The sequence below is a fragment of the Stenotrophomonas sp. YJH_SMC_123 genome, assembly GCF_059368215.1.
Map to the genome: position 1 here is coordinate 437181 of NZ_JCAFRM010000001.1, position 25194 is coordinate 462374.

General features: G+C 68.0%; 21 protein-coding genes. 8 read left to right on the forward strand and 13 right to left on the reverse strand.

The features are described from left to right. The 11 genes from frr to AC5P5W_RS02055 form a co-directional block, all read right to left on the reverse strand. Positions 1–555 carry a ribosome recycling factor gene (gene frr, locus AC5P5W_RS02005; protein WP_014646499.1) on the reverse strand — a complete coding sequence of 185 codons (555 nt, stop codon included), beginning with the start codon at positions 553–555 and terminating at the stop codon, positions 1–3. A gap of 96 nt (positions 556–651) precedes the next feature. Next, positions 652–1380: a UMP kinase gene (gene pyrH, locus AC5P5W_RS02010; protein WP_075075661.1), complete on the reverse strand. Its 729-nt coding sequence runs from the start codon at positions 1378–1380 to the stop codon at positions 652–654. A gap of 121 nt (positions 1381–1501) precedes the next feature. Next, a complete protein-coding gene (locus AC5P5W_RS02015; RefSeq protein ID WP_046429719.1) occupies positions 1502–3040 on the reverse strand; it encodes a GGDEF domain-containing protein in 1539 nt (512 codons plus the stop codon). A 258-nt stretch (positions 3041–3298) separates the two neighbouring features. Beyond that, on the reverse strand, positions 3299–4174 hold the full coding sequence (gene tsf, locus AC5P5W_RS02020) for a translation elongation factor Ts (protein WP_032956847.1): 876 nt from the start codon (positions 4172–4174) through the stop codon (positions 3299–3301). 125 nt (positions 4175–4299) lie between these two features. Beyond that, positions 4300–5106, reverse strand: a complete 807-nt coding sequence (gene rpsB / locus AC5P5W_RS02025) for a 30S ribosomal protein S2 (protein ID WP_005408748.1) — start codon at positions 5104–5106, stop codon at positions 4300–4302. A 220-nt stretch (positions 5107–5326) separates the two neighbouring features. Continuing rightward, positions 5327–6025, reverse strand: coding sequence for a molecular chaperone (locus AC5P5W_RS02030; RefSeq protein WP_197574140.1), 699 nt, complete (start codon positions 6023–6025; stop codon positions 5327–5329). Next, positions 6025–6240, reverse strand: coding sequence for a hypothetical protein (locus tag AC5P5W_RS02035; RefSeq protein ID WP_032956850.1), 216 nt, complete (start codon positions 6238–6240; stop codon positions 6025–6027). The genes AC5P5W_RS02030 and AC5P5W_RS02035 overlap by 1 nt, the downstream gene beginning before the upstream one ends. Positions 6241–6392: 152 nt before the next feature. After that, positions 6393–7430 (reverse strand): Csu type fimbrial protein, encoded by a 1038-nt coding sequence (locus AC5P5W_RS02040; RefSeq protein ID WP_164076959.1) that lies wholly within the window; start codon positions 7428–7430, stop codon positions 6393–6395. Next, on the reverse strand, positions 7427–9796 hold the full coding sequence (locus tag AC5P5W_RS02045) for a fimbria/pilus outer membrane usher protein (protein WP_495220796.1): 2370 nt from the start codon (positions 9794–9796) through the stop codon (positions 7427–7429). The genes AC5P5W_RS02040 and AC5P5W_RS02045 overlap by 4 nt, the downstream gene beginning before the upstream one ends. Positions 9797–9803: 7 nt before the next feature. Then, a complete protein-coding gene (locus AC5P5W_RS02050; protein ID WP_049441557.1) occupies positions 9804–10553 on the reverse strand; it encodes a fimbrial biogenesis chaperone in 750 nt (249 codons plus the stop codon). Next, the gene (locus AC5P5W_RS02055) at positions 10553–11083 is read right to left on the reverse strand and encodes a Csu type fimbrial protein (RefSeq protein ID WP_032956855.1); all 531 of its coding nucleotides are present in this window, start codon (positions 11081–11083) and stop codon (positions 10553–10555) included. Before AC5P5W_RS02055 ends, AC5P5W_RS02050 begins: the two co-directional genes overlap by 1 nt. Before the next feature lie 230 nt (positions 11084–11313). On the opposite strand from AC5P5W_RS02055, the gene map reads away from it, so the two are divergent. The 6 genes from map to dapE are packed head-to-tail and all read left to right on the forward strand — an operon-like array spanning position 11314 to position 18204. Beyond that, complete coding sequence (gene map / locus AC5P5W_RS02060; RefSeq protein WP_005412748.1) at positions 11314–12099, forward strand: type I methionyl aminopeptidase; 786 nt, start codon at positions 11314–11316, stop codon at positions 12097–12099. 20 nt (positions 12100–12119) lie between these two features. Beyond that, positions 12120–14729, forward strand: a complete 2610-nt coding sequence (locus tag AC5P5W_RS02065; RefSeq protein WP_495220874.1) for a [protein-PII] uridylyltransferase — start codon at positions 12120–12122, stop codon at positions 14727–14729. Then, on the forward strand, positions 14729–15808 hold the full coding sequence (gene dapD / locus AC5P5W_RS02070) for a 2,3,4,5-tetrahydropyridine-2,6-dicarboxylate N-succinyltransferase (RefSeq protein ID WP_014646511.1): 1080 nt from the start codon (positions 14729–14731) through the stop codon (positions 15806–15808). The genes AC5P5W_RS02065 and dapD overlap by 1 nt, the downstream gene beginning before the upstream one ends. A gap of 2 nt (positions 15809–15810) precedes the next feature. After that, positions 15811–16677 carry a hypothetical protein gene (locus AC5P5W_RS02075; RefSeq protein WP_014646512.1) on the forward strand — a complete coding sequence of 289 codons (867 nt, stop codon included), beginning with the start codon at positions 15811–15813 and terminating at the stop codon, positions 16675–16677. A 31-nt stretch (positions 16678–16708) separates the two neighbouring features. After that, the gene (locus tag AC5P5W_RS02080; protein ID WP_014646513.1) at positions 16709–17080 is read left to right on the forward strand and encodes an arsenate reductase; all 372 of its coding nucleotides are present in this window, start codon (positions 16709–16711) and stop codon (positions 17078–17080) included. Beyond that, complete coding sequence (gene dapE / locus AC5P5W_RS02085; protein WP_197574138.1) at positions 17077–18204, forward strand: succinyl-diaminopimelate desuccinylase; 1128 nt, start codon at positions 17077–17079, stop codon at positions 18202–18204. The genes AC5P5W_RS02080 and dapE overlap by 4 nt, the downstream gene beginning before the upstream one ends. A 120-nt stretch (positions 18205–18324) precedes the next feature. On the opposite strand, the gene AC5P5W_RS02090 is transcribed toward dapE, so the two are convergent. After that, positions 18325–19203 (reverse strand): SEL1-like repeat protein, encoded by an 879-nt coding sequence (locus tag AC5P5W_RS02090; protein WP_197575511.1) that lies wholly within the window; start codon positions 19201–19203, stop codon positions 18325–18327. A gap of 338 nt (positions 19204–19541) precedes the next feature. On the opposite strand from AC5P5W_RS02090, the gene asnB reads away from it, so the two are divergent. Together asnB and AC5P5W_RS02100 are read left to right on the forward strand one after the other, a co-directional pair. Beyond that, a complete protein-coding gene (gene asnB, locus AC5P5W_RS02095) occupies positions 19542–21233 on the forward strand; it encodes an asparagine synthase B (RefSeq protein WP_014646516.1) in 1692 nt (563 codons plus the stop codon). Positions 21234–21334: 101 nt separating this feature from the next. Further along, the gene (locus tag AC5P5W_RS02100; RefSeq protein ID WP_014646517.1) at positions 21335–22723 is read left to right on the forward strand and encodes a cation:proton antiporter domain-containing protein; all 1389 of its coding nucleotides are present in this window, start codon (positions 21335–21337) and stop codon (positions 22721–22723) included. Between the two features lie 82 nt (positions 22724–22805). Here AC5P5W_RS02100 and AC5P5W_RS02105 read toward each other — a convergent pair whose 3' ends face one another. Continuing rightward, on the reverse strand, positions 22806–25133 hold the full coding sequence (locus tag AC5P5W_RS02105) for a penicillin acylase family protein (protein WP_046429734.1): 2328 nt from the start codon (positions 25131–25133) through the stop codon (positions 22806–22808). Between the last annotated feature and the right edge of the window lie 61 nt (positions 25134–25194).

Genomic DNA, 25194 nt, shown 5'->3' on the forward strand with positions numbered 1-25194 from the left:
TCAGACCGACAGCAGTTCTTTTTCCTTGTCGGCGACGACCTTGTCGACGTCCTTGATGTTGGCGTCGGTCAGCTTCTGGATGTCGTCTTCGCCGCGCTTCTTCTCGTCTTCGCTGATCGCCTTGTCCTTGACCAGCTTGGCGATTTCCTTGTTCGCGTCCTGACGGATGTTGCGGATCGCGATCTTGGCGCCTTCACCTTCCTTCTGCACCTGCTTGGCCAGCTCCTTGCGGCGCTCTTCGGTCGGCGGCGGCATGTTGATGCGGATCGCGGTGCCGAGGGTGTTCGGGGTGAACTCGGCGTTGTAGAGACCCTTTTCGATCTCCTTGATCATGCCCTTGTCGAACGGCGTGACCAGCAGCGAGTGCGCGTCGGCGTTGGAGATCGAGGCAACCTGGTTCAGCGGGGTGCTGGCGTTGCCATAGGCACTGACCGTCACGCGGTCCAGCAGGGCAGGCGTGGCACGCCCGGTCCGGATGGAGGTGAGGGTGTGCTTCAGAGCGTCGATGCTCTTGGCCATGCGCGTCTGCGCGTTGTTCTTGATGTCGTTGAGCATCGCCCGGTCCTGGATGTATCTGGAATCGGGCGATTATAGGCGAATACGGGACGCTGCCGGGCCTGAATCGGCCCGATCGCCGCTTTGCGCTCAGGCTCAGGCCGGGTCGCGGCCCTGGACCAGGGTGCCGATGTTCGCGCCGTTGAGGATCTTCAGCAGCTCGCCCGGCTGGCCCATGTCGAACACGCGCATCGGCAGGTCGCTGTCGCGGGCCAATGCGAAGGCCGCCGTGTCCATCACTTCCAGACCGCGGCGGATCACTTCGTCGTAGCTCAGGCTGTCGAAGCGGACCGCATCGTTGTGCTTGTTCGGGTCCTTGTCGTACACGCCATCGACCTTGGTGGCCTTCAGCAGCAGATCGGCGCCGATCTCGATCGCGCGCAGGGCGGCGCCGGAATCGGTGGTGAAGAACGGGCTGCCGACGCCGGCGGCGAAGATCACCAGGCGGCCCTTTTCCAGGTGGCGGATGGCGCGGCGGCGGATGTAGTCCTCGCACACGTCGTTGATCTTGATCGCGCTCATCACGCGGGCCTTGGCGCCCAGCTTCTCGAGGGCATCCTGCATGGCCAGGGCGTTGATGACCGTGGCCAGCATGCCCATCTGGTCGCCGGTGACCCGGTCCATGCCGCCGGCGGCCAGGCCGGCGCCGCGGAAGATGTTGCCGCCGCCGATCACCAGCGCCACTTCGGCACCGGCCTGCTGGGCTTCGATGACCTCGCGCGCCAGGCGATTGATGACCTTCGGGTCGATGCCGTAGTCCTCGTCTCCCATCAGCGCCTCCCCGGACAGTTTCAGAAGGATGCGGCGATAGGCGAGCTTGGACATGAGGACCTCGGGTGCGTGGAAATCGCGGGCGATTCTACGCGCATGCGGCGTCGTGCCAAAGTGTTTTGTGCACTGCGGCGCAGAATCCGGTCGTTCGCCGCGGTCAAACGGGGCTTCCCGTTCAGCCCAGCTCGGCGCCAGCGGTGGCCGACAGCTCGTCGTGGCCGAGGGCACCTGGCGAGCGGGCGATCACCCGGTTGCGGCCCAGGTTCTTGGAGCGGTACAGCACGTCGTCGGCTGCGCGCAGCAGGTCCTGCACGTCGGCGAAGCGCTCGTAGCCACCCTGGGTGGCCACGCCGGCGGAGAAGGTGACGAACAGCGGCCCGCCCTCCAGCTCGGCCATCGGCGTGGCGACGATATTGGCCAGCACCCGGCGGATCACGTCCAGGGCCACGCTTTCGCTGGTGTTTGGCAGCAGCGCGACGAATTCCTCGCCGCCGAAGCGGGCGACGGTGTCACTGTTGCGCAGCTGGCCCTGCAGCTTGCCGGCGAAGGCGCGCAGTACCTCGTCGCCGGTCAGGTGGCCGTGGGCGTCGTTGATCTTCTTGAAGTCGTCCAGGTCGATGAAGGCCACCGACAATGGCCAGCCCTGGCGGCCGGCGCGCAGGAATTCCTGCTCCAGCACCGCTTCCAGCTGGCGGCGGTTGAGCACGCCGGTCAACGCGTCACGATGGGCCTGGTCGGCGAGGCGCTTGGCGCGCGCCTCGAACTCGTCGGCGCGGCGTCGTGCCTGGTCGGCGTCCTGCAGTTCGCGCAGGTTGCGCAGCGTGGCCAGCTCCTGCGCGTGATCGATCAGCTCGCGCACCCGCGCCGGTGAATTGAGGCCGGCATCAAACAGGCTGGCGATGTCGGGCAGGGCTTCACTGATGCGGGCGAGGACCTGGTCGAAGCGCGCGCTGTCCAGCTCCAGGCGGTCGTGCACCTGCTGCAGGGCGCGCTCACGCGCGGCGTCGGCGTCGCTGTCCAGCCAGATGTCGGCCACCGCGCCGGACAGCTGCACGCAGGCCTGGAACGGCGATTCGGCGGCGTCCTCGTCCTCGCTGTGGCTGATGCTCTCCACCAGGTAGCGGGGCAGGCCCCATTGCTCGGCCACCCACGCGCCGACCTCGGCATGGCTGCAGCCCAGTTCCTCGCGTTCGCGGGCGACCAGGTCGATGTTGTCGCGTGCCTCGCGCAGCAGCGGCAGGTAGCGCTCCGACTCGGCCTGGGCCAGGCACAGTACGCCCAGGTCCTGCAGCAGGCCGGCCAGCATCAGTTCTTCCAGCCGGCGCAGGCCGCGCGCCTGGCCCAGCTGGCTGGCAGCCAGGGCGCTGAGGATGCTGCGCTTCCACGCGCGCTGGCGCAGGTCGTGGTCGGCGCCGGTGCCGCCGGTCAGGCCCTGGGTGACGGTGAAGCCGAGGGCGAGGCTGATCGTGGCGTTCAGGCCCAGCATGGTCAGCGCCTGGCCGAGGTTCTCGATCCGGCGGCGGCTGGCGTAAAGCGGCGAATTGGCGATGCGCAGCATGCGAGCGCTCAGCGCCATGTCGATGGCGATGATGTCGGCAGCGGTGGCGATGTCCGCTTCCGGGTCCTGGGCCAGTTCGATGATGCGCAGGGCAATACCGGGTGGCGAAGGCAGGTTGCGGCAGAGCGCCAGGGCAGCTGTCAGCTCGGGAGGCATGTCGGGTCGTTCAATTCCATTAGGACAAGAATACCTAGGAATGCATCACAGTCCGCGATTTTCGTTCCTGCTAAATGACTGTGGATTCCCTGCGCCGAGTATCGGCTTGATTCGCGCGCAACGCAAAGGTGCCGGTTGTGCGCACCAACGGTGCGCATCCACCGCTGGGCCATGGGTTGATCCCTGGGTCCATGCATAAAAAAAGAGCCGCGGTTTCCCGCGGCTCCTTCTGGTCGCTTCACAGCCGGAAGGCTGGAATCAGACCTGCATCGCCTTGGCAACTTCGGCGGCGTAGTCTTCCACCACCTTCTCGATGCCTTCGCCGACGATCAGCAGCTTGAAGCCTGCCACGTCGGCGCCGGCGGCCTTGACCACCTGCTCGACGGTGGTGTCGCCCAGCACGTAGGTCTGGCCGTACAGGGTCACGTCGCTGACGATCTTGTTGATCTTGCCGCTGATGATCTTTTCCAGGATGTCGGCCGGCTTGGCCTTGTCCTTATCGGTCATCTTGGCCAGCTCGATTTCCTTTTCCTTCTCGACGAACTCGGCCGGGACGTCCGCAGCCTTGTTGTGCGGCGGCTTCAGCGCGGCCACGTGCATGGCCAGGCCACGGGCCAGCTCGACGTCGCCGCCGATCAGGTCGACCAGCACGCCGACCTTGCCGTTGGTGTGGACGTAGGCGCCGATGTTGCCGGTGGTGTCGACCTTGACCATGCGGCGGATCTGGATGTTCTCACCCAGGGTCTGCACGGCGGTGGCGCGGGCTTCCTCGACGGTACGGCCGTCGGCCAGCGTGGCGGCCTTCACGGCTTCGACGTCGTTGGCGCCCGATGCCAGGGCAGCAGCGGCGACGGCGTTGACGAAGGACTTGAAGTTGTCATCGTTGGCGACGAAGTCGGTTTCCGAGTTGACTTCGACCAGCACGGCCTTGCCGCCGTCCTGGGCCAGGCCCAGGCGGCCTTCGGCGGCCACGCGGTCAGCCTTCTTGTCGGCCTTGGCGGCGCCGGACTTGCGCATGGCTTCAGCAGCGGCGTTGATGTCGCCGTTGGCTTCGGTAAGCGCCTTCTTGCATTCCATCATGCCGGCGCCGGTGCGCTCGCGCAGTTCCTTGACCAGGGAAGCAGTGATTTCCACGGGATTACCTCACGAAAGAAAGGGGTTGGGCCGGCATGGTGGCCGGCCCGTGTGACACGGTCCTGTCACGCGCCGATGGCTGCGTGCAGGGAGGGTGGACGCCGGGCGTCCACCCGGGGCCTGGATCAGGCCTGGGCGTCGTCGCCCTTCTTGGCAGCCTTCTTGGCCGGAGCGCGGCGGGCCGGCTTCTCTTCGCCTTCAGCAGCGGCTTCAGCGAATTCTTCCTCGCGCACCGAAGCGGCGTGCGGGGCAGCTGCCTTGCCTTCCAGCACGGCGTCGGCAGCGGCGCGGGCGTACAGCTGCACAGCGCGGATGGCGTCGTCGTTGCCCGGGATGGCGTAATCAACCAGTTCCGGGTTGTAGTTGGTGTCGACCACGGCGATGACCGGGATGCCCAGCTTCTTGGCTTCCTTGATCGCGATGTCTTCGTGGCCGATGTCGATCACGAAGATGGCGTCCGGCAGGCGGTTCATGTCCTTGATGCCGCCCAGCGAGGCTTCCAGCTTGTCGCGCTCGCGACGCAGGCCCAGCACTTCGTGCTTGACCAGCTTCTCGAAGGTGCCGTCGGTTTCACCGGCTTCCAGTTCCTTCAGGCGGGCAACCGACTGCTTGACGGTACGGAAGTTGGTCAGGGTGCCACCCAGCCAACGCTGGTTCATGAACGGCATGCCGCAACGCTCGGCTTCTTCCTTGATGGTTTCGCGGGCGCTGCGCTTGGTGCCCAGGAACAGGACGGTGCCGCGCTTCTGGGCAACCGACGAGATGAAGTTCATCGCGTCATTGAACAGCGGGACGGTCTTTTCCAGGTTGATGATGTGGATCTTGCCGCGGGCGCCGAAGATGTACGGAGCCATCTTCGGGTTCCAGTAGCGGGTCTGGTGGCCGAAGTGGACGCCGGCTTCCAGCATCTGACGCATGGTGACCTGGGGCATTGCAATACTCCTGATATGGAACCAGCGATTCCGCCCGCGGGGATAGGTATGCGGGACGCGTGGAAGCGCGATCGGTTCCGGGGTTGGGCTTCCCTGTTGCCTCCGTGGCCGAACTCCTTGCGGAGCACCCCGGCACGGATGGGGGCAGCAGGTGTGGATTCACCGGTGACGTCCGGTGTGGACGGGTTCGTGCGCACGCTGGCGGCAGGAATCCGGTCGATTATAGCCCGCTGGGGGTGCTTGCTGCAATTGCAGGGTCAGTTGCGGCCAGATCGACCTCGCGGCCGTCCTGCAGGCGTGCCTGGAAGCGGCCGCCTGCATAGCCATCGGCGCGGGCAGGCAGGGGCCAGCGGCGTTCATGGCCCGCAAGAATGTAGCCGGCCAGGCCAGCCGTCAGCAGCGTTGCCTGGCCGTCCGCCGTGATGAAGCGCAGATCGTGCAGGCGGCCGTGCAGGGTACCGGCATTGCTGAGTCGCAGTACCGCCAGAGACCCGTGGGCCTCGACGCGGCCCAGCAGCCGGGCCTGCAGTGCTGGCCCCGCTGGGCCGCGGAACAGCGGCAGCGAATAGCGCGGCAACCCCGGCAACGTCGGTGCCAGTACGACCCGATAGGCCTGTTCAGCGGCCGCCGCTGGCGGATCGCCTAGCAACAGCCAGACGCGCTGGGTGCTGCCGGGGGCCAGGTCCAGCCGCGCCGGGCTGACCCGGATCTGGTCGCTGGGGTGCAGTCGTTCGGCGTCCAGCTGCTGATCCCACGCCAGCACCTGCACCTGGCCCTGCCAGCGGCCGGGCCCGGGGTTGTGCAACCACAGTTCGGCGCTGCCGCCCTGGGCCGGCAGCTGCAGGGTGGTCGGCAACAGCTCCAGCGCTGCGGCAGGCAGTGCCAGCAGCAGTGCCAGCAGGATCAGCAACGCGCGCATCAGTAGATGAGGGTCACGGAGGGTGTTGCGTTCCCGTCCGTCGCCGGTGGTGCGAGCTCGCGGACCTGGCGCGGCGCCTGGGGTGCGTCACTGCGCTGGTGCGGTGCCGGGCAGCGGATGCCGCCGCCATCGTCGCTGCAGGATTCAACCACGGTCAGCCGGATCTGCAGGGGGCTGCTGGGTTCGGCCCATGCCGGCAGGCTGGCGACCAGCATCGCCCCGATCAGGAATGTGCGAACCACCTGCCATCCACCATGCTGAAAGACTTGCTGCGCGGTATCGGCGGGATGTGCCGGAACTGTAGCGCCGAGCCGGCGCTCGGCACGGCCTTCGTCCGGTGGGTGCCGACCGTTGGTCGGCACGCCGGTCAGTAGGTGATCGTCACCGTCACCAGGTCGTTGTAGGTGCCGGCCGGCGGCTGGCCGCTGACCGGTGGCACCCGGCCATGGATGGTCAATTGCTGCGCGCTGCCGGTACCGGTGCCGCTGGCCGTGTCGACGGTCAGGGTATTGCCCCAGCGCAGGCTCCGCGCCGAGTCCCGGTAGAGCTCGTAGGCGAGGTAATAGGTGCTTCCGCCGAGGGTGGTGGCCATGCGCCGGGTGGTGGTGGCGGTGGGATTGTTCTGGCCGTTGTCGAGGCCGACCTGGAAGGCAGTGTTCTTCAGGCAGGTCAGGGTGAGGGTGGCGGTCCGGTCGATGTTGGCCGGAATGCCGCCGGTGACGTTGCCGAAGTCCATGGTGGTGGTGACGTAGCTGCCACATTGCGGCAGCACGTTGGCGGTGGCGGTGAAGCTGAAGGCTGCACTGGCGCTGTTGGTGCCGGTGGCGCCGCCATTGCAGGTGGCGGGCACGGTGGCGGTACCGAGCAGGACTTCGTTCCAGGCCCAGGTCAGGACCACGTTGGCCCCGCTGAAGGTGCTGCTGTACGCGCCGGAGGCCAGGATCTGGTTGGCCGGGATCTGCCCGAACAGCTGTATGGACTGCGCACCGCTGCCGCCCGTCACCAGCGGCACGTTGTAGGTCATGGTCAGTTCCTGCGCAGGTGGCGTGCCGCGCGGCACCAGTCCGGTGACCTGGCCGAAGCTGGCGTTGTTGTACAGCTGGAAATTCAGGGTGTCACTGCTGGAGGTGGCCATCGTGCGGAAGGTGGAACTGCTGCCGCCGCCACTGCCTGCGCCGATGCCCACGCAGACGCGCACGCCGGTGGTGGCCAGCAGGCTCAGCGCGGCGGTGGTGCAGGTCACCGTGATGTTGAGGTTGGCCGTACTCGGGCCGGGTGCATTGCTGTTGATGTTGCCGAACGGCAGGGTCGGATTGGCGACCGCCGTGCAGACCGCGGTGGCACCGGCGGGCGCCGCTGCCAGCAGGCCGGCCCAGAGCAGCAGGACGAGCAGCAGCACCCTCATGGCGCCACCTCCGGGATGCACTGCTGCGGCGCCGGCTTCGGCCGTGCGCCGGACGCCACCACCTTGGGCAGGTCCGGCACTTTCACGCGGCAGGGGCCGCGGCTGGTGGTGACGTACAGCACGCTGCCGGCGGCAACGTCTTCCAGATAGAGCAGGCCGTCGTAGCCGACCGTGGCCTGGCGGCCATCGGGCAACCGCACCTCGCTGCCGACCTCCAGAGGCTGGCCGTCCATTGCCAGCAGGGTCAGGCTCAGTGACGGCCGCGAGCGCAGCTGGAAGGTCACGCGGGTGCCGGCGCGCTGGCGCGGGGTCACCCAGTCCTCGATGCGGTCGGCGCGCATGTCTTCGGGCAGGTCCAGGGTGTCGATCGAGACCCGGTTGCGCTGCCAGGACAGCAACGGACTGACCAGCAGCAGGCCGCGATCATCGGTGACGCCGATCAGGCGGTTCTCCAGCCGCACCGGGACGCCGCCCACCCCATTGGTGCTGATCACCGCGAACGCATCGGACACCTCGCGCGTGGCGAAGGTGTGCCCGCCCATCCACACCAGGCTGCCGCTGGCGCTGGCGTAGGCATAGTTGAGTCCATCCTGGCGCGAGGCGCCGAACGAGTAGCGACCGACATCGTTGAGGATGCCGACCTCGGCCAGGCCGCCGTTGCCGTCCTCGCCGTGGCGCAGCTGCGCGCGCCAGCCGACGCCGCCGGCGCTGCCATCGCCCGGCACTGGCTGGGTCACGTCCGCCACCCAGCTCTGGCTGTCGCCGTTGCGCTGGCTCGAAAGGCTGGCCTGGCGGTTGTTGCCCAGGCTGGCAGTCACCGACAGGTAGATGCTGCGGTCGTCGCTGCGGTCCAGGTTCTGGTTTACCGAAAGATAGGCCGACCAGCGCTGGCTCCAGGTACGTGACCAGAACAGGCTGGCATAGCGGTTGTCGTCTCCATCCGGGTAGCGCAGGCGCAGATAGCTGGCGCTGAGCGTGCCCAGCCGCAGCAGGTCCAGGCCGAGCGTGGCCTGCTCGCTGATGCTCGGCGGCAGGTTGCCCTGCAGTGCGCCGAGGTCGCGGTAATCGCCATGGCTGCGTACGCTGCGCAGATTGACGTTGAAGCGACGGTTGTTCCAGCTGTAGCCCAGTGCCCATTGCCCACCCTGCAGGCCGTGGTAGCCGCTGTGCGCATAGGCGGCATTGAACACGCCAGCGGCGCCGAGCAGCCACCAGCCACCGACACCGGCCTGGGCCAGGCCGCCGCCGCCTTCGGCATGCGCCTCGCCAGTGAAGGTATCGCTGATGCCTCCGCGCCAGCTGGCACTGGCCACGGTGCGATCGTCGTAGGCGAAGGAGCGCTGGCCGAAGTCCTCGCGCAGGTGGCCGACGCCGGCCGACCAGTCCGAAAGGCCCTTGGCCAGCAGCTGCTGGGTGCCATAGAAACTGAAATCCAGCGTCTGCATGCGGCCGAAGGCATCGGTCACCACCACCTGCGCATTGCCGGTGCCGCTGATCCCGGGCTGTGCCGCCAGCTGGAACGGGCCGACCGGTACCTGCCCGCTGTACTGGCGCAGGCCGTCCACGTAGAGCTCGACCGTGGAGGGCACCACGGCCTGGCCGAGGAAGCTCGGCGTGGGCGTCAGTACGCGGTAGGGCTGCAGCCCGTAGTTGCGGCCGATCTGCAGCCCGCCCAGGCGCACCGGGCGGGTCCAGTCGACGAAGCCGCTGTAGAAGTCACCGACCTCCAGCGTCGTTGCGCTGTCGGGGAAGTCAAGGCTCCAGCGGGTGTCCAGCCGCACGCTTTCGCCGCGCCAACGGCGATCGCCGGGTTGCTGGTAGCGACGGCTGATGGCGGTGTTCTCAAAAGTCCCGTTGCCGATACCGAACACGCGCAGCTCCGCGCTCAGGCTGAGGTTGCTGAGCGTGTCCACCCGGCTGCCGTAGACGTCGTAGTTGAGCAGCGCGCCGGGCGAGGCGTTGCCGGTGGGCGCGCGCGTCTGCGGGCGGCTGAGCACGGTGGTGGGCAGGATGAGCTGGTCCAGCGGCACGTCCAGTGCCAGGGTCTGCATGTGCGCGTCATAGCGCACCACCGCACCGCTGATCTGGTCCAGGTAGACCGGCGCATCGCCGCTGGCGTTGAAGCCAAGCTGGCGCAGCACTTCGGGGCTGGCCTGCAGCCGGCCGCGGTTCTCGTTGAATGGCAGCAGGCCGCGCGGGGTGCTGTTGAGCGATACATCCAGGTACAGCGCCTGGCTGGCGGTCAGCGGGGTCGGGGGAGGCAGGATTGCATCGGCCGACACGCCGGATACATCAACGGCCGCCACGCCGGACACATCGGCGGCCTCGGTCGCCGCGGGAGCCAGGGCCGCCAACAGCGCGCCCATCAACGCCTCAGCGAGCCGGTGGGGGCGACAGTGGCGTCTGTTCCGACTCGCCATTGAGCTTGGCCGTGATCTGGTCGTTGTCGCGGTCGATCGCCGTGCGTTCGATCGGCCAGCGCATCACCTGGCCCGGCAGCACGTAGCCCAGCAGCCCGGGATGGACAATGCGCGGGCGCGCGGCGCTGCCCAGCGCAAGATCGGCGATCTGTGCGTAGCTGTCGCCCGTATTGGCGACTTCCACGCCATTGCGGCCGTCCGCCAGTTTCACCAGGCGCGCCTGCAGCCGTGGGGCCAGGCGGCCGGCCGAAGGCTGCACGAACACCGGGATCGAATAGCGCAGCACGAACTGCATGCCCTCGGCACGGGTGGCCAGGTCGGGTACCTCGTCCACGATCAGCCGGTAGTGCCGCTGTGCAGGCGGTGGCTCGCTGTCCGGACGCATCACCCGCACCAGCTGCTGCTGGCCGGCGGCCAGTTCCTGCATCGGCGGCGTGGCCATCACTTCATCGGTGGGCAGCAGCTGTTCCTGGCCGTCCTGCTGCACCCAGCGGAACACGCGCACCTGCAGCGTCACCGGTGAGGTGCCGCTGTTGGTCAGCCACAGCTCGCCGGCACGCTGGCGGGCTTCCAGCTGCAGGCTGGTCGGGGCGACCTGCAGGCTGGTGGCGCCGGCACCGGCGGGGGCCAGCAGGTACAGGGCGAGCAGCGCCACGCCGGTGGCGCGCCACGGGCGGGGTCCGGCCATGCGGGCGTGCTCCATCAATAGGTGATCGTGGCGGTAACCGTATCCAGGTAGTTACCGGTGGCCGGGTTGTTGGTGCTCAGGTTCAGGATCTGGCCATAGACGATGTAGGGCACGGCCAGGCCAGTGCCGATGCCGGCCTGGGTATTGGTGCCGGTTGTGGCGCCCCAGACCAGGGTATGTGCGGCATCCTGGTAGAGCTGGTAGCCGACATAGTTGTTGGCGGTCACCGCGGCATTGGTGTTCTTCATGCGCCGGGTGGTGACGTCGTTGGCGGTGCCGGCGTTGGCGCCCGCGTTCAGCGCAATCGTGTAGGGCGTCAGTGCCGAGCACTGCGCGGTCACCGTACCCTGGCCCAGGGTGGGCGTGGCGGTGGTCGAGGCCGCCGTGCCGAAGTCGACGTTGGTGGCGGCCGCCGCCGTGATGGTGCAGGCCTTGGTGACCACCAGGGTGACGTTGAAGGTGGTGGTGTCGGCGGCCAGCGCCGGGCTGGACAGCAGGAGCCCGGCCATGACCCATGTCAGCGGGGATCGAACTGGGGATCGCATGGACAACCTCCCTGACCCGAAGGTCCGTTGAACAAGGCGAAGACGGCACGTTCGGCGCCGCTTTGACGACAGTGGGTCCAGCTTAGGAGGCGTAAGTGTCTGTAATCCGTGATAAATAGGCAGGCGCAAGAGTGGAGGCCATCACGCTTTCACTTTCCTTGCCGGAATCGTGCATGGCCCGGATCGCCAGTTGGGCGGCGTTCGTTCAGATTGCGGCCGGATCGGCGATAATGGGTGCCATGAGCGTGAATCTGAAAACCCCGCAGGAAATCGAGATGATGCGCATCGCCGGCCGCCTGGCCAGCGAAGTGCTCGACATCGTCACCCCCCACGTCAAGCCCGGTGTCACCACCGAGGAACTGGACCGCATCTGCCACGACCACATCGTGAACGTGCAGGGTGCCATTCCGGCCAACGTCGGCTACCGCGGCTTCCCGAAGACCGTGTGCACCTCGGTCAACAATGTCATCTGCCACGGCATCCCCAGTGAAGGGAAGGTGCTCAAGGATGGCGACATCATCAATATCGACGTCACCGTCATCAAGGACGGCTGGCACGGCGACACCAGCCGCATGTACTTCGTCGGCACCCCGTCGGTGATGGCCCGCCGCCTGGTGGAAACCACTTACGAAGCGATGTGGCGCGGCATCCGTGCGGTGCGTCCGGGCGCCACCCTGGGCGACATCGGCCATGCCATCCAGAGCTACGCCGAAGGCGAGCGTTTCAGCGTGGTGCGCGAGTACTGCGGCCACGGCATCGGCAAGGTCTACCACGACGAGCCGCAGGTGGTGCATTACGGCCGCCCGGGCCAGGGCCTGGTGCTGCAGCCCGGCATGACCTTCACCATCGAGCCGATGATCAACGAGGGCACCCGCTACAACAAGGTGCTGCCGGATGGCTGGACCGTGGTGACCAAGGACCGCAAGCTGTCGGCGCAGTGGGAGCACATGATCGCGGTCACCGAGACCGGCGTGGACGTGCTGACCCTGTCGCCAGGCGAGTCGCAGGTTTCCTGAAGATGCTGCCGGCGAGTTCGCTGCTGGACACGCCGGCCGCGTCGCTCAACGACCCGGATTGGGCTGCTGCCGCGCGCCAGGCGCTGCAGCAGGCCGACGCGCGCCTGTACCGCCGCTTCGACCAGGGCGACAACATCGATCGCCTGCTGGCGTTGCGCGCGCGCGCTGCCGACCATCTGATCCGCCTGGCCTGGCAGCGCTGCCTGCCGGCCGACAGCGGCCTGTCGCTGTTCGCGGTCGGCGGCTATGGCCGCGGTGAACTGTTCCCGCGTTCGGACATCGACCTGCTGGTGTTCGGCGATCCGCCGGCACAACTGGCGCACGAGGCGGCATTGGCGCGCCTGTTCGCGCTGCTGTGGGACTGCGGATTGGCTGTCAGCCATGCGGTGCGTTCTGCATTGCAGTGCCGGGAGGCGGCGGCTGACCAGACCGTGCTGACCGCGTTGATCGAGGCGCGCCCGATCCTGGCCGATGATGCTGCGCGCCGCGCGCTGCGCGAGGCGATCGACGACCGCGAACTGTGGCCGGCACGCGCCTTCTTCCTGGCCAAGCTGGAAGAGCTGCGCAACCGCCACCAGCGCTTCGGCGATACCGCCGACAACCTGGAGCCGGACCTGAAGGATGGCCCCGGCGGCCTGCGTGATCTCAATACGCTGGGCTGGATGGCGTTGCGTGCCTTCGGCGTGCGCGACCTGGAGGCCCTGGTCGGGCTCGGCCACCTGGGCGCCGACGAAGCCGCGGCGTTGAAGCGCGAACGTGCAGTGCTGGCGCGGTTGCGCTTCGGCCTGCACCTGGTCGCGCGCCGTCCGGAAGAGCGCCTGCGTTTCGATTACCAGAAGACCCTGGCCGCGCGGCTGGGCTTCGAAGACGATGCCGAGAACCTCGGCGTCGAGAAGATGATGCAGGGCTTCTACCGCGCCGCGCTGGTGGTGCGCCGGATCAGCGACCGGCTGCTGCAGCGCTTCGAGGAACAGTTCGACGGCGAGGCCCAGCCGGAGCCGCTGACCGTGGGTTTTTCCCTGCGCCGTGGTTACCTGGCCGCCAACGAGGCCGACTGGCCGCGCGGCGACATCGGCCAGGTGTTCGCCCTGTTTTCCAGCTGGGCCAACAACCCGCAGGTACGCGGCCTGCATTCGCTCACTGCGCGTGCACTGGCCGAGTCGCTGCCGCTGCTGCCGGCCTATGACCAGGCCGATGCCGATGCACGCGAGCAGTTCCTGGCCCTGCTGCGCGGCCAGCGTCCGGTCGATACGCTTTCGCGCATGGCGCGGCTGGGCGTGCTTGGCCAGTGGATTCCCGCGTTTGCCCAGGTCAGCGGGCGCATGCAGTTCGACCTGTTCCATGTCTATACGGTCGACCAGCACACGCTGATGGTCCTGCGCAACATCGGCCAGTTCGCCAGCAGCCGCGCCGACGAGCGCTTCTCGATCGCGCACGAAGTGTGGCCGCGCCTGCGCAAGCCGGAACTGCTGCTGCTGGCCGGCCTGTTCCATGACATCGCCAAGGGGCGCGGCGGCGACCACTCGGAGCTGGGTGCGGTGGACGCGCGCGCGTTCTGCCAGGCGCATGCGCTCAGTGGCACCGATACCGAGCTGGTGGCATGGCTGGTCGAACAGCACCTGCGCATGTCGGTGACCGCGCAGAAGCAGGACATCGCCGATCCGGTGGTGATCCATCGCTTCGCCACCCTGGTCGGCAGCCGCGACCGCCTGGATTACCTGTACCTGCTGACCTGTGCCGACATCGCCGGCACCAGCCCGAAACTGTGGAATGCCTGGAAGGACCGCCTGCTGGCCGATCTGTACTTTGCCACCCGGCGCGCGCTGCGCGAGGGGCTGGAGCACCCGGTACCGGCCGCCGAGCGCGTGGCCGAGGCACGTGACAGTGTGCGCGCACTGGTGCGCGAGCAGGGTTACGACGATGCCACCATCGACCGCCAGTTCGCGGTGATGCCGGATGAGGGCTTCATCCGCCTGCGCCCCGAGCAGCTGGCCTGGCAGGCCGCCGCACTGGTGCCGGTGAAGCAGGGCCAGGCGCTGGTGAAGGTGCGCCGGATCAGCGTCGACGACCCGGCGCTGGAAGTGTTCGTGCACTCGCCCGACCGTGATGGCCTGTTTGCCGCGATCGTGATGACCCTGGACCGCAAGGGCTACGGCATCCATCGCGCGCGCGTGCTGGACGGTCCGGCCGACACCATCTTCGATACCTTCGAAGTGAACCCGGCCGACACCTTTGCCGATGGCAGCAGTGCCAACCTGGAAGCGGCACTGCGCGAGGCACTCAACGGTGACCTGTCGCGCCTGCGGCCGTCGCGCCGGGTGGTACCGCGGCAGCTGCGGCACTTCCGCTTCGCCCCGCGCATCGAGTTCCGCGATGAACCGGGCGCAACCCGATTTGCCCTGGTCGCACCCGACCGTCCCGGCCTGCTGGCCGATGTGGCGTTCGTGCTGCGCAACCAGGGCCTGCGCGTGCATGATGCGCGCATTGCCACGTTCGGCGAACGCGCCGAAGACACCTTCGTGATCAGTGACGAACACGACCTCCCCCTGACTGAACCTGCCCGGCAGCAGCTGCATGACGCGATGCTGGCCTGCCTGGACCCTGATCGAAACGCCGGAGACCCCGCCTGATGGCCACCAAGCCCGCCAAGAAGACCGCCGCGACCCCCAAGAGCGCAGCGGCCCGGAAACCCGCTGCTGCCGCACCGGCCGCGAAGAAGACTCCTGCGCCGAAGAAGGCCGCTGCGGTGAAGGCCCCGGCGAAGAAAACGGCTGCAGTGAAGCGTGCTGTGAAGAAGCCGGCCCCGGCCAGGAGCGCCGAAGCCGTCCGCGCCGAAACCATCGCCCGCAAGTCGCTGCGCAAGCCGTCGGCACCAGGCGTGGAAGAACTCAAGTTCGGCATCGAGAGCGCCTTCGAGCGCCGCGCCACCTTGACCCTGCACGAGCTGGAAGGGTCGACCAAGCCGCTGGTCAACCGCGTGATCGACGGCCTGGAGAGCGGTGAGTTCCGCGTCGCCGAGCCGGACGGCCAGGGCGGCTGGAAGGTCAATGAGTGGCTGAAGAAAGCCGTGCTGCTGTATTTCCGCGTCAACGACATGGCGGTGGTCGATGCACGCCCGGCGCCGTTCTGGGACAAGGTCGAATCGCGCTTCGCCGGCTATGACGAAGCGAAGTTCCGCCGTGGTGGCGTGCGCGTGGTGCCGGGCGCGATCGCCCGCCGCGGTACCTACTTCGGCAAGGACGTGGTGCTGATGCCGAGCTTCACCAACATCGGCGCCCATGTCGGCGAAGGCACCATGGTCGACACCTGGGCCACCGTCGGTTCCTGCGCGCAGATCGGCCAGCACTGCCATCTGTCCGGCGGCGCCGGCATCGGTGGCGTGCTGGAGCCGCTGCAGGCCAGCCCGACCATCATCGAGGACCACTGCTTCATCGGTGCGCGTTCGGAAGTGGTGGAAGGCGTGGTGGTCGGCCACCACAGCGTGATCGGCATGGGCGTGTTCCTCAGCCAGAGCACCCGCATCTACAACCGTGCCACCGGCGAGGTCACCTACGGCTACATTCCGCCGTACAGCGTGGTGGTGTCCGGCTCGCTGCCGAGCAAGGACGGTACCCATTCGCTGTATTGCGCGGTGATCGTCAAGCAGGTTGATGCCAAGACCCGCAGCAAGACCAGCGTCAACGACCTGCTGCGCGGCCTGGCTGACTGAAGATGACGGCGCCGGAGGATCTGGCGCAGTCCGCGATCTACCAGCATCCGTCCGACACCCTGTTCGGGCGGATGCTGCCGCGCCTGCTGCACGCTCCACGCTGGACCCGGCTGCGCCGCGCGCTGTCGCGGCGCTGGCCGATGCCGGCGCTGGTAAGCGATGTGCGCGACGTGGTCTACGTGAGCTGGTGGGTCGACGTACGCCAAGCGCCGATGCCACCACCAGGCCATCACTACGTGGTCCATGCCGGACGCACGCCCTACACCATCCTCAGCTACCGGCACGGCCACTTCGGGCCCGCGCTGGCCGGGCCGCTGCGCTCGCTGATGCCGTCTCCCCGGCAGAGCAACTGGCGCTGGTACCTGCGTCGTGACGACGATCGGGATGGGACGCCAGTGGTGCTGTTTGATCGCAACGTGATGGACCAGCTGGCCTTCGTCGCCGGCGCGCGCGCTTTCAGCGATGCCATGCAGCCGCATCTGTCGGTGCGCTTCGCGCACGTGGTGCGCGCCGATGGCGGTGGGTACACCCTGATCGAGGGCGGGCAGGGCAGTGCGCCTGCGCTGCACCTCCAGTGGCAGGGCGCTGCGGGCTGGGACGATGCCGGGTGGGCGGCGGCCTTCGGCGGCCACCAGGCCCTGCTGCGCTTGCTGACCTGCCAGGACGAGGCCATCGCCCGCACCTGCGACCAGCGCTGGGCCAGCACCCGCATTGCTCTGCCGGTGGACATCGCGCAGCTGCAACCGCTGCAGCTGGAAGGCGAACAGCAGTGCCCGCGCCTGCAGGCGATGGGCGTGGCGCTGCACGAGGGGCTGGCCTTCCAGCTGCCAAGGGTACCTTTCCGGGTCGTGTCCGAGCGCCTGTTGTGAGATTCTGGCCCTCTGTTTTCCAGCATCACAGATGGCCATGAGCACCACTGTCTACGGTTTGAAGAACTGCGATACCTGCAAGAAGGCGACCAGGTGGCTGGACCGCTTCGGCGTGCCGTACACCTTCGTCGACTACCGCGACAACAAACCCAGCCCGGAAATGCTGTTGGCGTGGGCCGCGCAGCTGGGTGGCCTGGCCGCGATGGTCAACAGGTCCTCCACCACCTGGCGGCAGCTGCCTGACAACCGCAAGGCCGCCGATTCCGAGGCCGAATGGAAGCTGCTGCTGCGCGAGTACCCGCAGCTGATCAAGCGCCCGCTGGTGGTCACGGCCGATGGCACGGTCAGCCAGGGCTTCAGCGACAACGGCTTCAAGGCCCGCTTCGGCGTGGGTGACGCATGAGCGCGGTGCTCGACCTGACCTGCGAGCTGATCGCGCGGCCCTCGGTGACGCCCGATGATGCCGGTTGCCAGGCGCTGCTGGCGGCACGCCTGAAGCAGGCCGGGTTCCAGTGCGATCACCTGCGGCTGGGTGAGGTCGACAACCTGTGGGCGACCCACGGCCAGGGCGCGCCGGTACTGGTGCTGCTGGGCCATACCGACGTGGTGCCGACGGGCCCTCGTGAGGCCTGGGCCAGCGATCCGTTCAGCCCGCAGATCCGCGATGGCGTGCTGTATGGCCGTGGCGCCGCCGACATGAAGGGCAGCGTGGCGGCGTTCGTGGTGGCCGCCGAGCAGTTCGTTGCCGCGCATCCTGATCATCACGGCACGCTGGCGGTGCTGCTGACCAGCGACGAGGAAGGCGACGCCATCGATGGCGTGCGCCACGTCGCACGCCTGTTCGCCGAACGCGGCCAGCGCATCGACTGGTGCATCACCGGCGAGCCGTCTTCGACTGCGACGCTGGGTGACCTGCTGCGCGTGGGGCGTCGCGGCAGCCTGTCGGCCAAGCTGCGCGTGCAGGGCGTGCAGGGCCACGTGGCGTATCCGGAGAAGGCACGCAACCCGATCCACCAGGCGGCGCCGGCCCTGGCCGAGCTGAGTGCGCGGCGCTGGGATGACGGCTACGAAAGTTTCCCGCCGACCAGCCTGCAGGTCTCCAACATCCATGCCGGTACCGGTGCCAACAACGTGATTCCCGGCGAGCTCGAGGTGGATTTCAACATCCGCTACAACCCGCACTGGGATGCACCGAAGCTGGAAGCGGAGATCACCGCGCTGCTGGAACGGCATGGCCTGCAGTACACGCTGAAGTGGCACCGCAGCGGCGAGCCGTTCTACACCCCGGAGGGCACGCTGCGCGCCACCGCGCGTGCGGTGCTGGCCGAGCACATCGGCCGTGCACCGGAAGAAAGCACCGGCGGCGGCACCTCCGATGCCCGCTTCATCGCGCCCTTGGGCGCGCAGTGCATCGAAGTGGGGCCGGTCAACGCCAGCATCCACCAGGTGGACGAGAACGTGCGCGTGGCCGATCTGGAGGCATTGCCGGGGCTGTACCAGCGGCTGGTGGAGCGGCTGCTGGCGTGAACCTGCGACGCTGGGTGCCGACCGTTGGTCGGCACGCCTTTCGCCGGCATTGCTTTCCTGTAGAGCCGAGCCATGCTCGGCTGCTTCTGCAGGGAATGCCCAGCCGAGCGTGGCTCGGCTCTACTCAGAAAAAATGAAGAACGGCGGCTCGACCGCTTTTTCCCAGTAGCTCGGCGCCGCCATGTAGAAGCGCTGCGCCTCGGCCCGGGCGAACCAGCGTGCGGCTGCGTCGGTGTCCTTCTCCACGCGCGGTGCACCGCGGCCCAGCAGCAGTCCGGCGAAGTACTGGCCGAACACATTGCCCTTCTCGCCGGCACGCTGGTACAGCTGCAGCGCACGTGCGGGATCGCGCGGCAGTCCCATGCCCTTTTCCAGCAGCGCGCCCAGGTCTACCTGCGCTTCGGCATCGCCACGCTCGGCGCGGCGCTGGATCTGCGCAACCAGTGGATGCACGGTGCCATCCTGTGCGGCCACCGCATCCGGTAGCCGTGACGATGAACTCGGGTAGCGCTCGTAGATCATTCCGCGCAGGTCCCAGCGCAGCGCCTGTTGCGCGTCGCCTCGCTGACGATAGGCCTTGGCGAGTTCGTAGAACGCATAGGGAATGCCGTGGTAGGCCGCCGCCAGGTAGGCGCGTTCTCCGCGTCGCCAGGACGCACGCAGCACCGGCGCCGGATTGATGTGGGGGCTGTCGGCATGCCGCAGCGTGCCGGAGATCCAGATCCTGCCCAGTGCTTCTTCCGCCTTGGTGTTGTGGAAGGTCCAGGGTGTGACCGCGGCGGCACGCTCGTAGTAGGCGATGGCGCGCGGATCGTTGAAGCGTTCGAAGGTTTGCGCAGTGTCAAAGGCACCCTCGAAGCTGCCGTCGGTGCCGTGTTGCTCCAGGCCCTGCAGCTGGGCCGGCGGCAGGGGCGAGGGTGGGGCCAGGGTCTGGCAGGCGGCCAGGCCCAGGCAGAACAGGGCGGCCAGCGCCGCGTTGCGTCCAGTGCGGTGTTGCATTTCCATTACACGTTTCACGGCCGGCCATTATGCGCGCCGGGGAGTGGTTGCCAACGCAACGGTTGCACCATGCCGGAAAGCGGGGTAGGGTCAATGCCATGTCGATCCGCCTGGCCACCGCCGTCAATAACAACAACCGCAATAATCTGCGCGCGAATAATCGTGCGCGGCCGATGCGGGACTGCGCCCTGGGTAGATAGACAGCAACACACGCCCGGACACCAGAAAACCCGCATCGGTCGATGCGGGTTTTTTTGTGCCCGGGCGTAGTCCCACCCGGGCCTGGATGGCCGGTCGAACACCCTCCCACCCGTGAAATCCCCAACAGGAGCTCCCCCATGTGTTCGATCTTCGGAATCTTCGGCCTGCAGGCCGGTGACGATCTTCCCGCCCTGCGCCGGCACGCGCTGGAACTGTCGCAACGCCAGCGCCACCGTGGCCCGGACTGGAGCGGCGTGTACCTCGACGAAGGTGCGCTGCTGGTCCATGAACGGCTGGCCATCGTCGATCCGGCCGGTGGTTCGCAGCCGCTGCTGTCGGCCGATGGCCAGCTGGCGCTGGCGGTGAACGGCGAGATCTACAACCACCAGGCGTTGAAGGCGGCGCTGACCACCACCTACGACTTCCAGACCGGCTCGGACTGCGAGGTGATCAACGCGCTCTACCGCCAGGGCGGCGCGCCGGCGCAGTGGCTGGAACAGCTCAACGGCATCTTCGCCTTCGCGCTGTGGGACCGTGACAGTGGACGCGTGCTGGTGGCGCGCGACCCGGTGGGCGTGGTGCCGCTGTACTGGGGCCACGATGCCCAGGGGCGCTTGCGCGTGGCCTCGGAAATGAAGGCGCTGGTCGATACCTGTGCCGATGTCGCGCAGTTCCCGCCGGGCCACTATTTCGACAGTGCCAGCGGTGAGCTGGTGCGCTACTACCAGCAACCGTGGCGCGACTACGCCGACGTGCAGGGCCGCCAGGCCGATCTGGCTGAACTGCGCCAGGCGTTCGAGCATGCGGTGGAGCGCCAGCTGATGAGCGATGTGCCTTATGGCGTGCTGCTGTCCGGTGGCCTGGACTCGTCGCTGGTGGCGGCGGTGGCCGCGCGCTATGCACGTCGTCGCATCGAGGATGGGGGACAGACCGAAGCCTGGTGGCCGCGCCTGCACTCGTTCGCGATCGGCTTGAAGGGCTCGCCCGATCTGGCCGCCGCAGCGATCGCCGCCGAAGCGCTGGGCACCGTGCATCACGGTTTCGAGTACACGTTCGAGGAAGGCCTCGATGCGCTGCCGGAGGTGATCCGCCACATCGAGACCTACGACGTCACCACCATCCGCGCATCGACGCCGATGTTCCTGCTGGCGCGGCGGATCAAGGCGATGGGCGTGAAAATGGTGCTCTCCGGCGAGGGCAGCGACGAGATCTTCGGTGGCTACCTGTACTTCCACAAGGCACCGGATGCGCGTGAATTCCACGACGAGCTGGTACGCAAGCTCGACGCCCTGCACAACTACGACTGCCTGCGCGCCAACAAGTCGATGATGGCCTGGGGCGTGGAGCCGCGCGTGCCGTTCCTCGACCGTGAGTTCCTCGATGTGGCGATGCGCTTCGATGCCGCGCACAAGATGGTCGGTGCCGGCTTTGGTGGCCGCCGCATCGAGAAGGCGGTGCTGCGCGAGGCGTTCGATGGCTACCTGCCGGACAGCATCCTGTGGCGGCAGAAGGAACAGTTCAGCGATGGCGTGGGCTATGGCTGGATCGATGGGCTGAAGGCACATGCCGAGGCGCAGGTGAGCGACCGTGTACTGGCGGCCGCCGACAAGCGCTTCCCGCACAACCCGCCGCAGACCAAGGAGGCGTACTACTACCGCCACCTGTTCGAGCAGTTCTTCCCGAGCCGGGCAGCGGCCGAGACCGTGCCGGGAGGCAAGTCGATCGCCTGTTCGTCGCCCGCGGCCATCGCCTGGGACGCCAGCTTCGCCGCGGCGGCGGATCCGTCGGGTCGCGCGATCGCCGGCGTGCACGAGCAGGCACTGGCCTGAGCACCCCAAAAAGGGGACGGAGGGGATTAAGTCGTTTGTGGCACAAACGACTTAATCCCCTCCGTCCCCTTTTTGTATGATCGCCCCCTGCGCATTGGGGAATGTTCATGGACGTACAGGCAGGCGGCAACGCGCCGCCCACGAAATGGGGATGGCGCTACCTGGCGTGGGCCGGGGTTCCGTTGCTGGCTGGCGTGCTGCTGGCGCGGTATGCCGGGCCGGCGGCGCCCGAGGCGGTTGCCCGTGCCTCCGTCGCCGCCGAAGGCGGCTGGGTGCAGCATCTGGCGTCTCCGCTGGGCCTGTTCCTGCTGCAGCTGCTGGTACTGCTGCTGGTGGCCAAGGGCGCGGGGGCGCTGCTCAAGCGCATGGGACAGCCGGCGGTGATCGGCGAAATGGCCGCTGGCCTGATGATGGGGCCGCTGGTGCTTGGCAGCCTGCTGCCGCAGCTGCATGGTGCGCTGTTCCCGGCCAGTTCGCTGGGCCCGCTGGGCATGCTCAGCCAGCTGGGCGTGCTGATGTTCCTGCTGGTGGCCGGTGCCGAACTGGACCTGGCGGCGCTGCGTGGCCGCCGGCGTTTCGCCTTTACCGTCAGCCATGCCGGCATTGCAGTGCCGTTCGTGCTCGGCGTCGCCTTGGCGATCTGGCTGTATCCGCAGCACGGCCCACAGGGTGTGGGCTTCACCGCATTCGCACTTTTCGTAGGCATCTCGATGAGCATCACGGCCTTCCCCGTGCTGCTGCGCATCCTGGCCGACCGCGGGATCACACAGACGCCGCTGGGGCAGACCGCGATCGCCTGCGCTGCCTTGGGCGATGCCACCGCGTGGTGCCTGCTGGCGCTGATCGTGGCTGCCGCCCAGGCCAGCGGCTGGTTGCCGGCCAGCCTCAACCTGGTGTGCGTGGTCGCGTTCGTGGCGCTGATGCTGGGGCTGGTGAAGCCGTGGTTCGCGCGCCGGCAGATTGCGCCGGGCCGTGAGGGGCGCTGGCTGCTCGGCATCCTGCTGCTGTCGCTGGGCAGTGCGCTGGTCACCGAGATGCTGGGCATCCACGCGCTGTTCGGCGCGTTCGCTGCGGGTGTCGCGGTATCGTCCAACGCGCAGCTGCGTGACCTGCTGATGGCACGTGTCGAGCCGTTCGCGGTCACGCTGCTGCTGCCGTTGTTCTTCGCCATGACCGGGCTGCGCATGCGCGCCGATGCGCTGCAGGCCAGCGACATCGTGCTGTGCGTGGTGGTGATCGCGGTGGCCACGACGGGCAAGCTGCTGGGCACCTTCAGTGCCGCGCGCAGTGCCGGCATGCCCACGCGCGAAGCGTGGCGGCTGGGCGCGCTGATGAACACCCGCGGCCTGATGGAGCTGATCGTGCTCAACCTGGGGTATGAGCTGGGCCTGCTCGGTGACCGCCTGTTCGCGGTGCTGGTGATCATGGCACTGGTGACCACGGCGATGACCGGGCCGCTGCTGAACCTGATCGAACGGCGCAGGGCCTGAGCGTTGAACGGTAGTGCCGGCCGCTGGCCGGCAACCTGATGATGCTGGACACACCTGCATGGATGCCGGCCAGCGGCCGGCACTACCGCGCTGGCACCAGTGTCATCACGTGCTGCGTCTTGCCCGGCAGGAACGGTGTCGGGCGCCCATGCACCCAGTCCTCGTGGCCGGCACCCCAGTACGGTGACAGCGGATGGCCGCTCTGGCCGCCGGGCATGTGCACGATGCCGTCGGCCTCGTGGCCGGGCGAGACCACCATGCGCTCGGAGGCGCCGAAGTTCGGCGTCTGCACGCGCGGCATGTCCCGGTCGCCGGGCAGGCGGTCGGCGGGCATGCACAGCCAGCGCTTGGCGATGTCCGGCAGCGCCCGTGCAATGGGGTGGCAGATCGCCGCGGTATTGCGTTCACCCCAGCTGCGCTTGGCCAGCGGCCCCTGCTTGGCCAGCTCACCCTCGGTACGGCGGGCGGCGTCGATCAGCAGCGCATCCCAGCTGTCGAAGGCCGGTGGCAGCAGGTTGGCCGGGCGCTGTTCCAGCATCGGCCAGGCCACGCCTTCCAGCTGTGCCAGGCGTGGGTCCAGGTAGGCATCGCCCAGCTGCGCGTTGGCCGGGGCCAGCAGTGCATCGGACAGCGTGGCCATGACCTGCGTGCGGAATTCACGCACCACCCGGTAGCTGACCGAACTGGCCGAGGCGCGCCCGCCCCATTGATGGCTGGCCTCCTTCAAACGCTTCAGCGCAGGGTCGTCACTGCGTTCGATGACGTCGTGCAGCAGAGCCCACCAGCGCTGCAGGAACACCGCGCGGTCGTCGAGCTGGATCGCCAGCAGGTCGTGCTCGTCGAAGCGCTCCTGGATTGCCAGCAGGTCGCGGATCTGCCGCGCCCGCGCACCCAGGTCATAGCCGCCGTTGCCGACGCTGGCGAGTGCCTCGCCGTCGAGTACGCGTCCATTGGCGGTCCACAGGCGATGGTTGGGGGGATCGATCAATGCCGGCGAGGCATCGCTGCGGATCGGCCACGGCGCGCAGCCCTGGTTGCTGGCGGCATTGAAGCCGGCCGGTGCACAGCCGGGGCCGCGGTCCGGGCGAGCGCCGATCAGGCGCCAGGCAATGCGCCCGCTGCGATCACCGACCACCAGGTTCTGTGCGGGGATGCCGGCACGGTCGGCGAAGTGCAGTGCACCGTCGAGGTCACCGGCGCGGGCCAGGTCAGCGAAATCCAGGCGTACGGCACCGGGCAGGTGTGCGACCCAGCGCAGGGCGTCGCCACTGCCATCGGCATGGGTATGCAGGATCGGCCCCCAGTCGGTTTCGCGCACCGCGAACAGCACGTCGGCCTGGCCGGCCACGGCGATGCGCTCTTCGTGCACGGTCACGGCGGCGTTGGCCGGTTCCGTGCGATAGTCCGCCGTGTCGATGTAGCTGTTGGTGAAGCCCCAGGCGACGTGCCCGTTGCTGCCGACGATCACCGCCGGCAGGCCCGGCAGGGAGAAGCCGGTGACATCGACCTGGCCGCCGGCGGCCTGTGGGTCGGGGTAGCGCAGGCGCACGCGGAACCACAGGCCGGGTGCACGCAGGCCCAGGTGCATGTCGTCGGCAACGATGGCGCGGCCGTCGGCGGTAAGCGCCCCGGCCACCGCGAAGTTGTTGCTGCCGATGACGTCGCCCTCTTCCTGCTCAGTGCCCGTTTTTCCCTTCAATGTGCGCAGGTCCAGCTGGCTGGCATCGGGCAGGGCGGCGTTGCCGGTGGGTTCGCCAAACAGCGGCGCATCCCATTCGGTGCCGTCGTGGGCGATCAGCGCGTACAGCGCCGGCGGCACCACTGCGCGGATGCGGCTGAGCGCAAGCTCGGTCTGGTTGCCGGGGTCCTGCAGGTCGGCATACATGGCCAGCCCGGTCAGCACGCTGTCGCTGGCCTGCCACGGTTGTGGTGATTGCCGCAGCAGCAGGTAGGCCCATGGGCGCACGGAGAGATCGGCCAGGCCTTCGTTGACGCCATCCACGTAGGCGCGCACGGCCGTGCCGTTGTCGCCCAGTGCGGCCTGCAGATTCGCCTCGGTGCGTGCACGCAGCCGGTGCACGCGCATGCGCTTGTCGGCGTCGATGGCCTTCGGCCCGAACAGCGCCGACAGCTCGCCAGCGGCACTGCGGCGCATCAGGTCCATCTCGAAGTAACGTTCCTGCGCGTGTACGCGGCCGAGCGCACGCATCGCGTCGGCCTGGCTGCCGGCAGTGATGGTGACCACGCCCAGCCCATCGCGCTCGATGGTGACCGGCTTGGCCAGCCCCGGCAGCGCATGCTCGCCGTCCAGGTCGGCCAGGCTGCCGCGCAGCAGCAGCCACAGCACCAGTGCGGTGACCAGCACGATGGCGATCAACACGCCCAGCACCCAACGCCATGTACGTCGCATCGCACGTCCTTTCCGAACTCGTGGGCCGATTGTAGCCGCAGGCGCAACTGCGACTGATTCC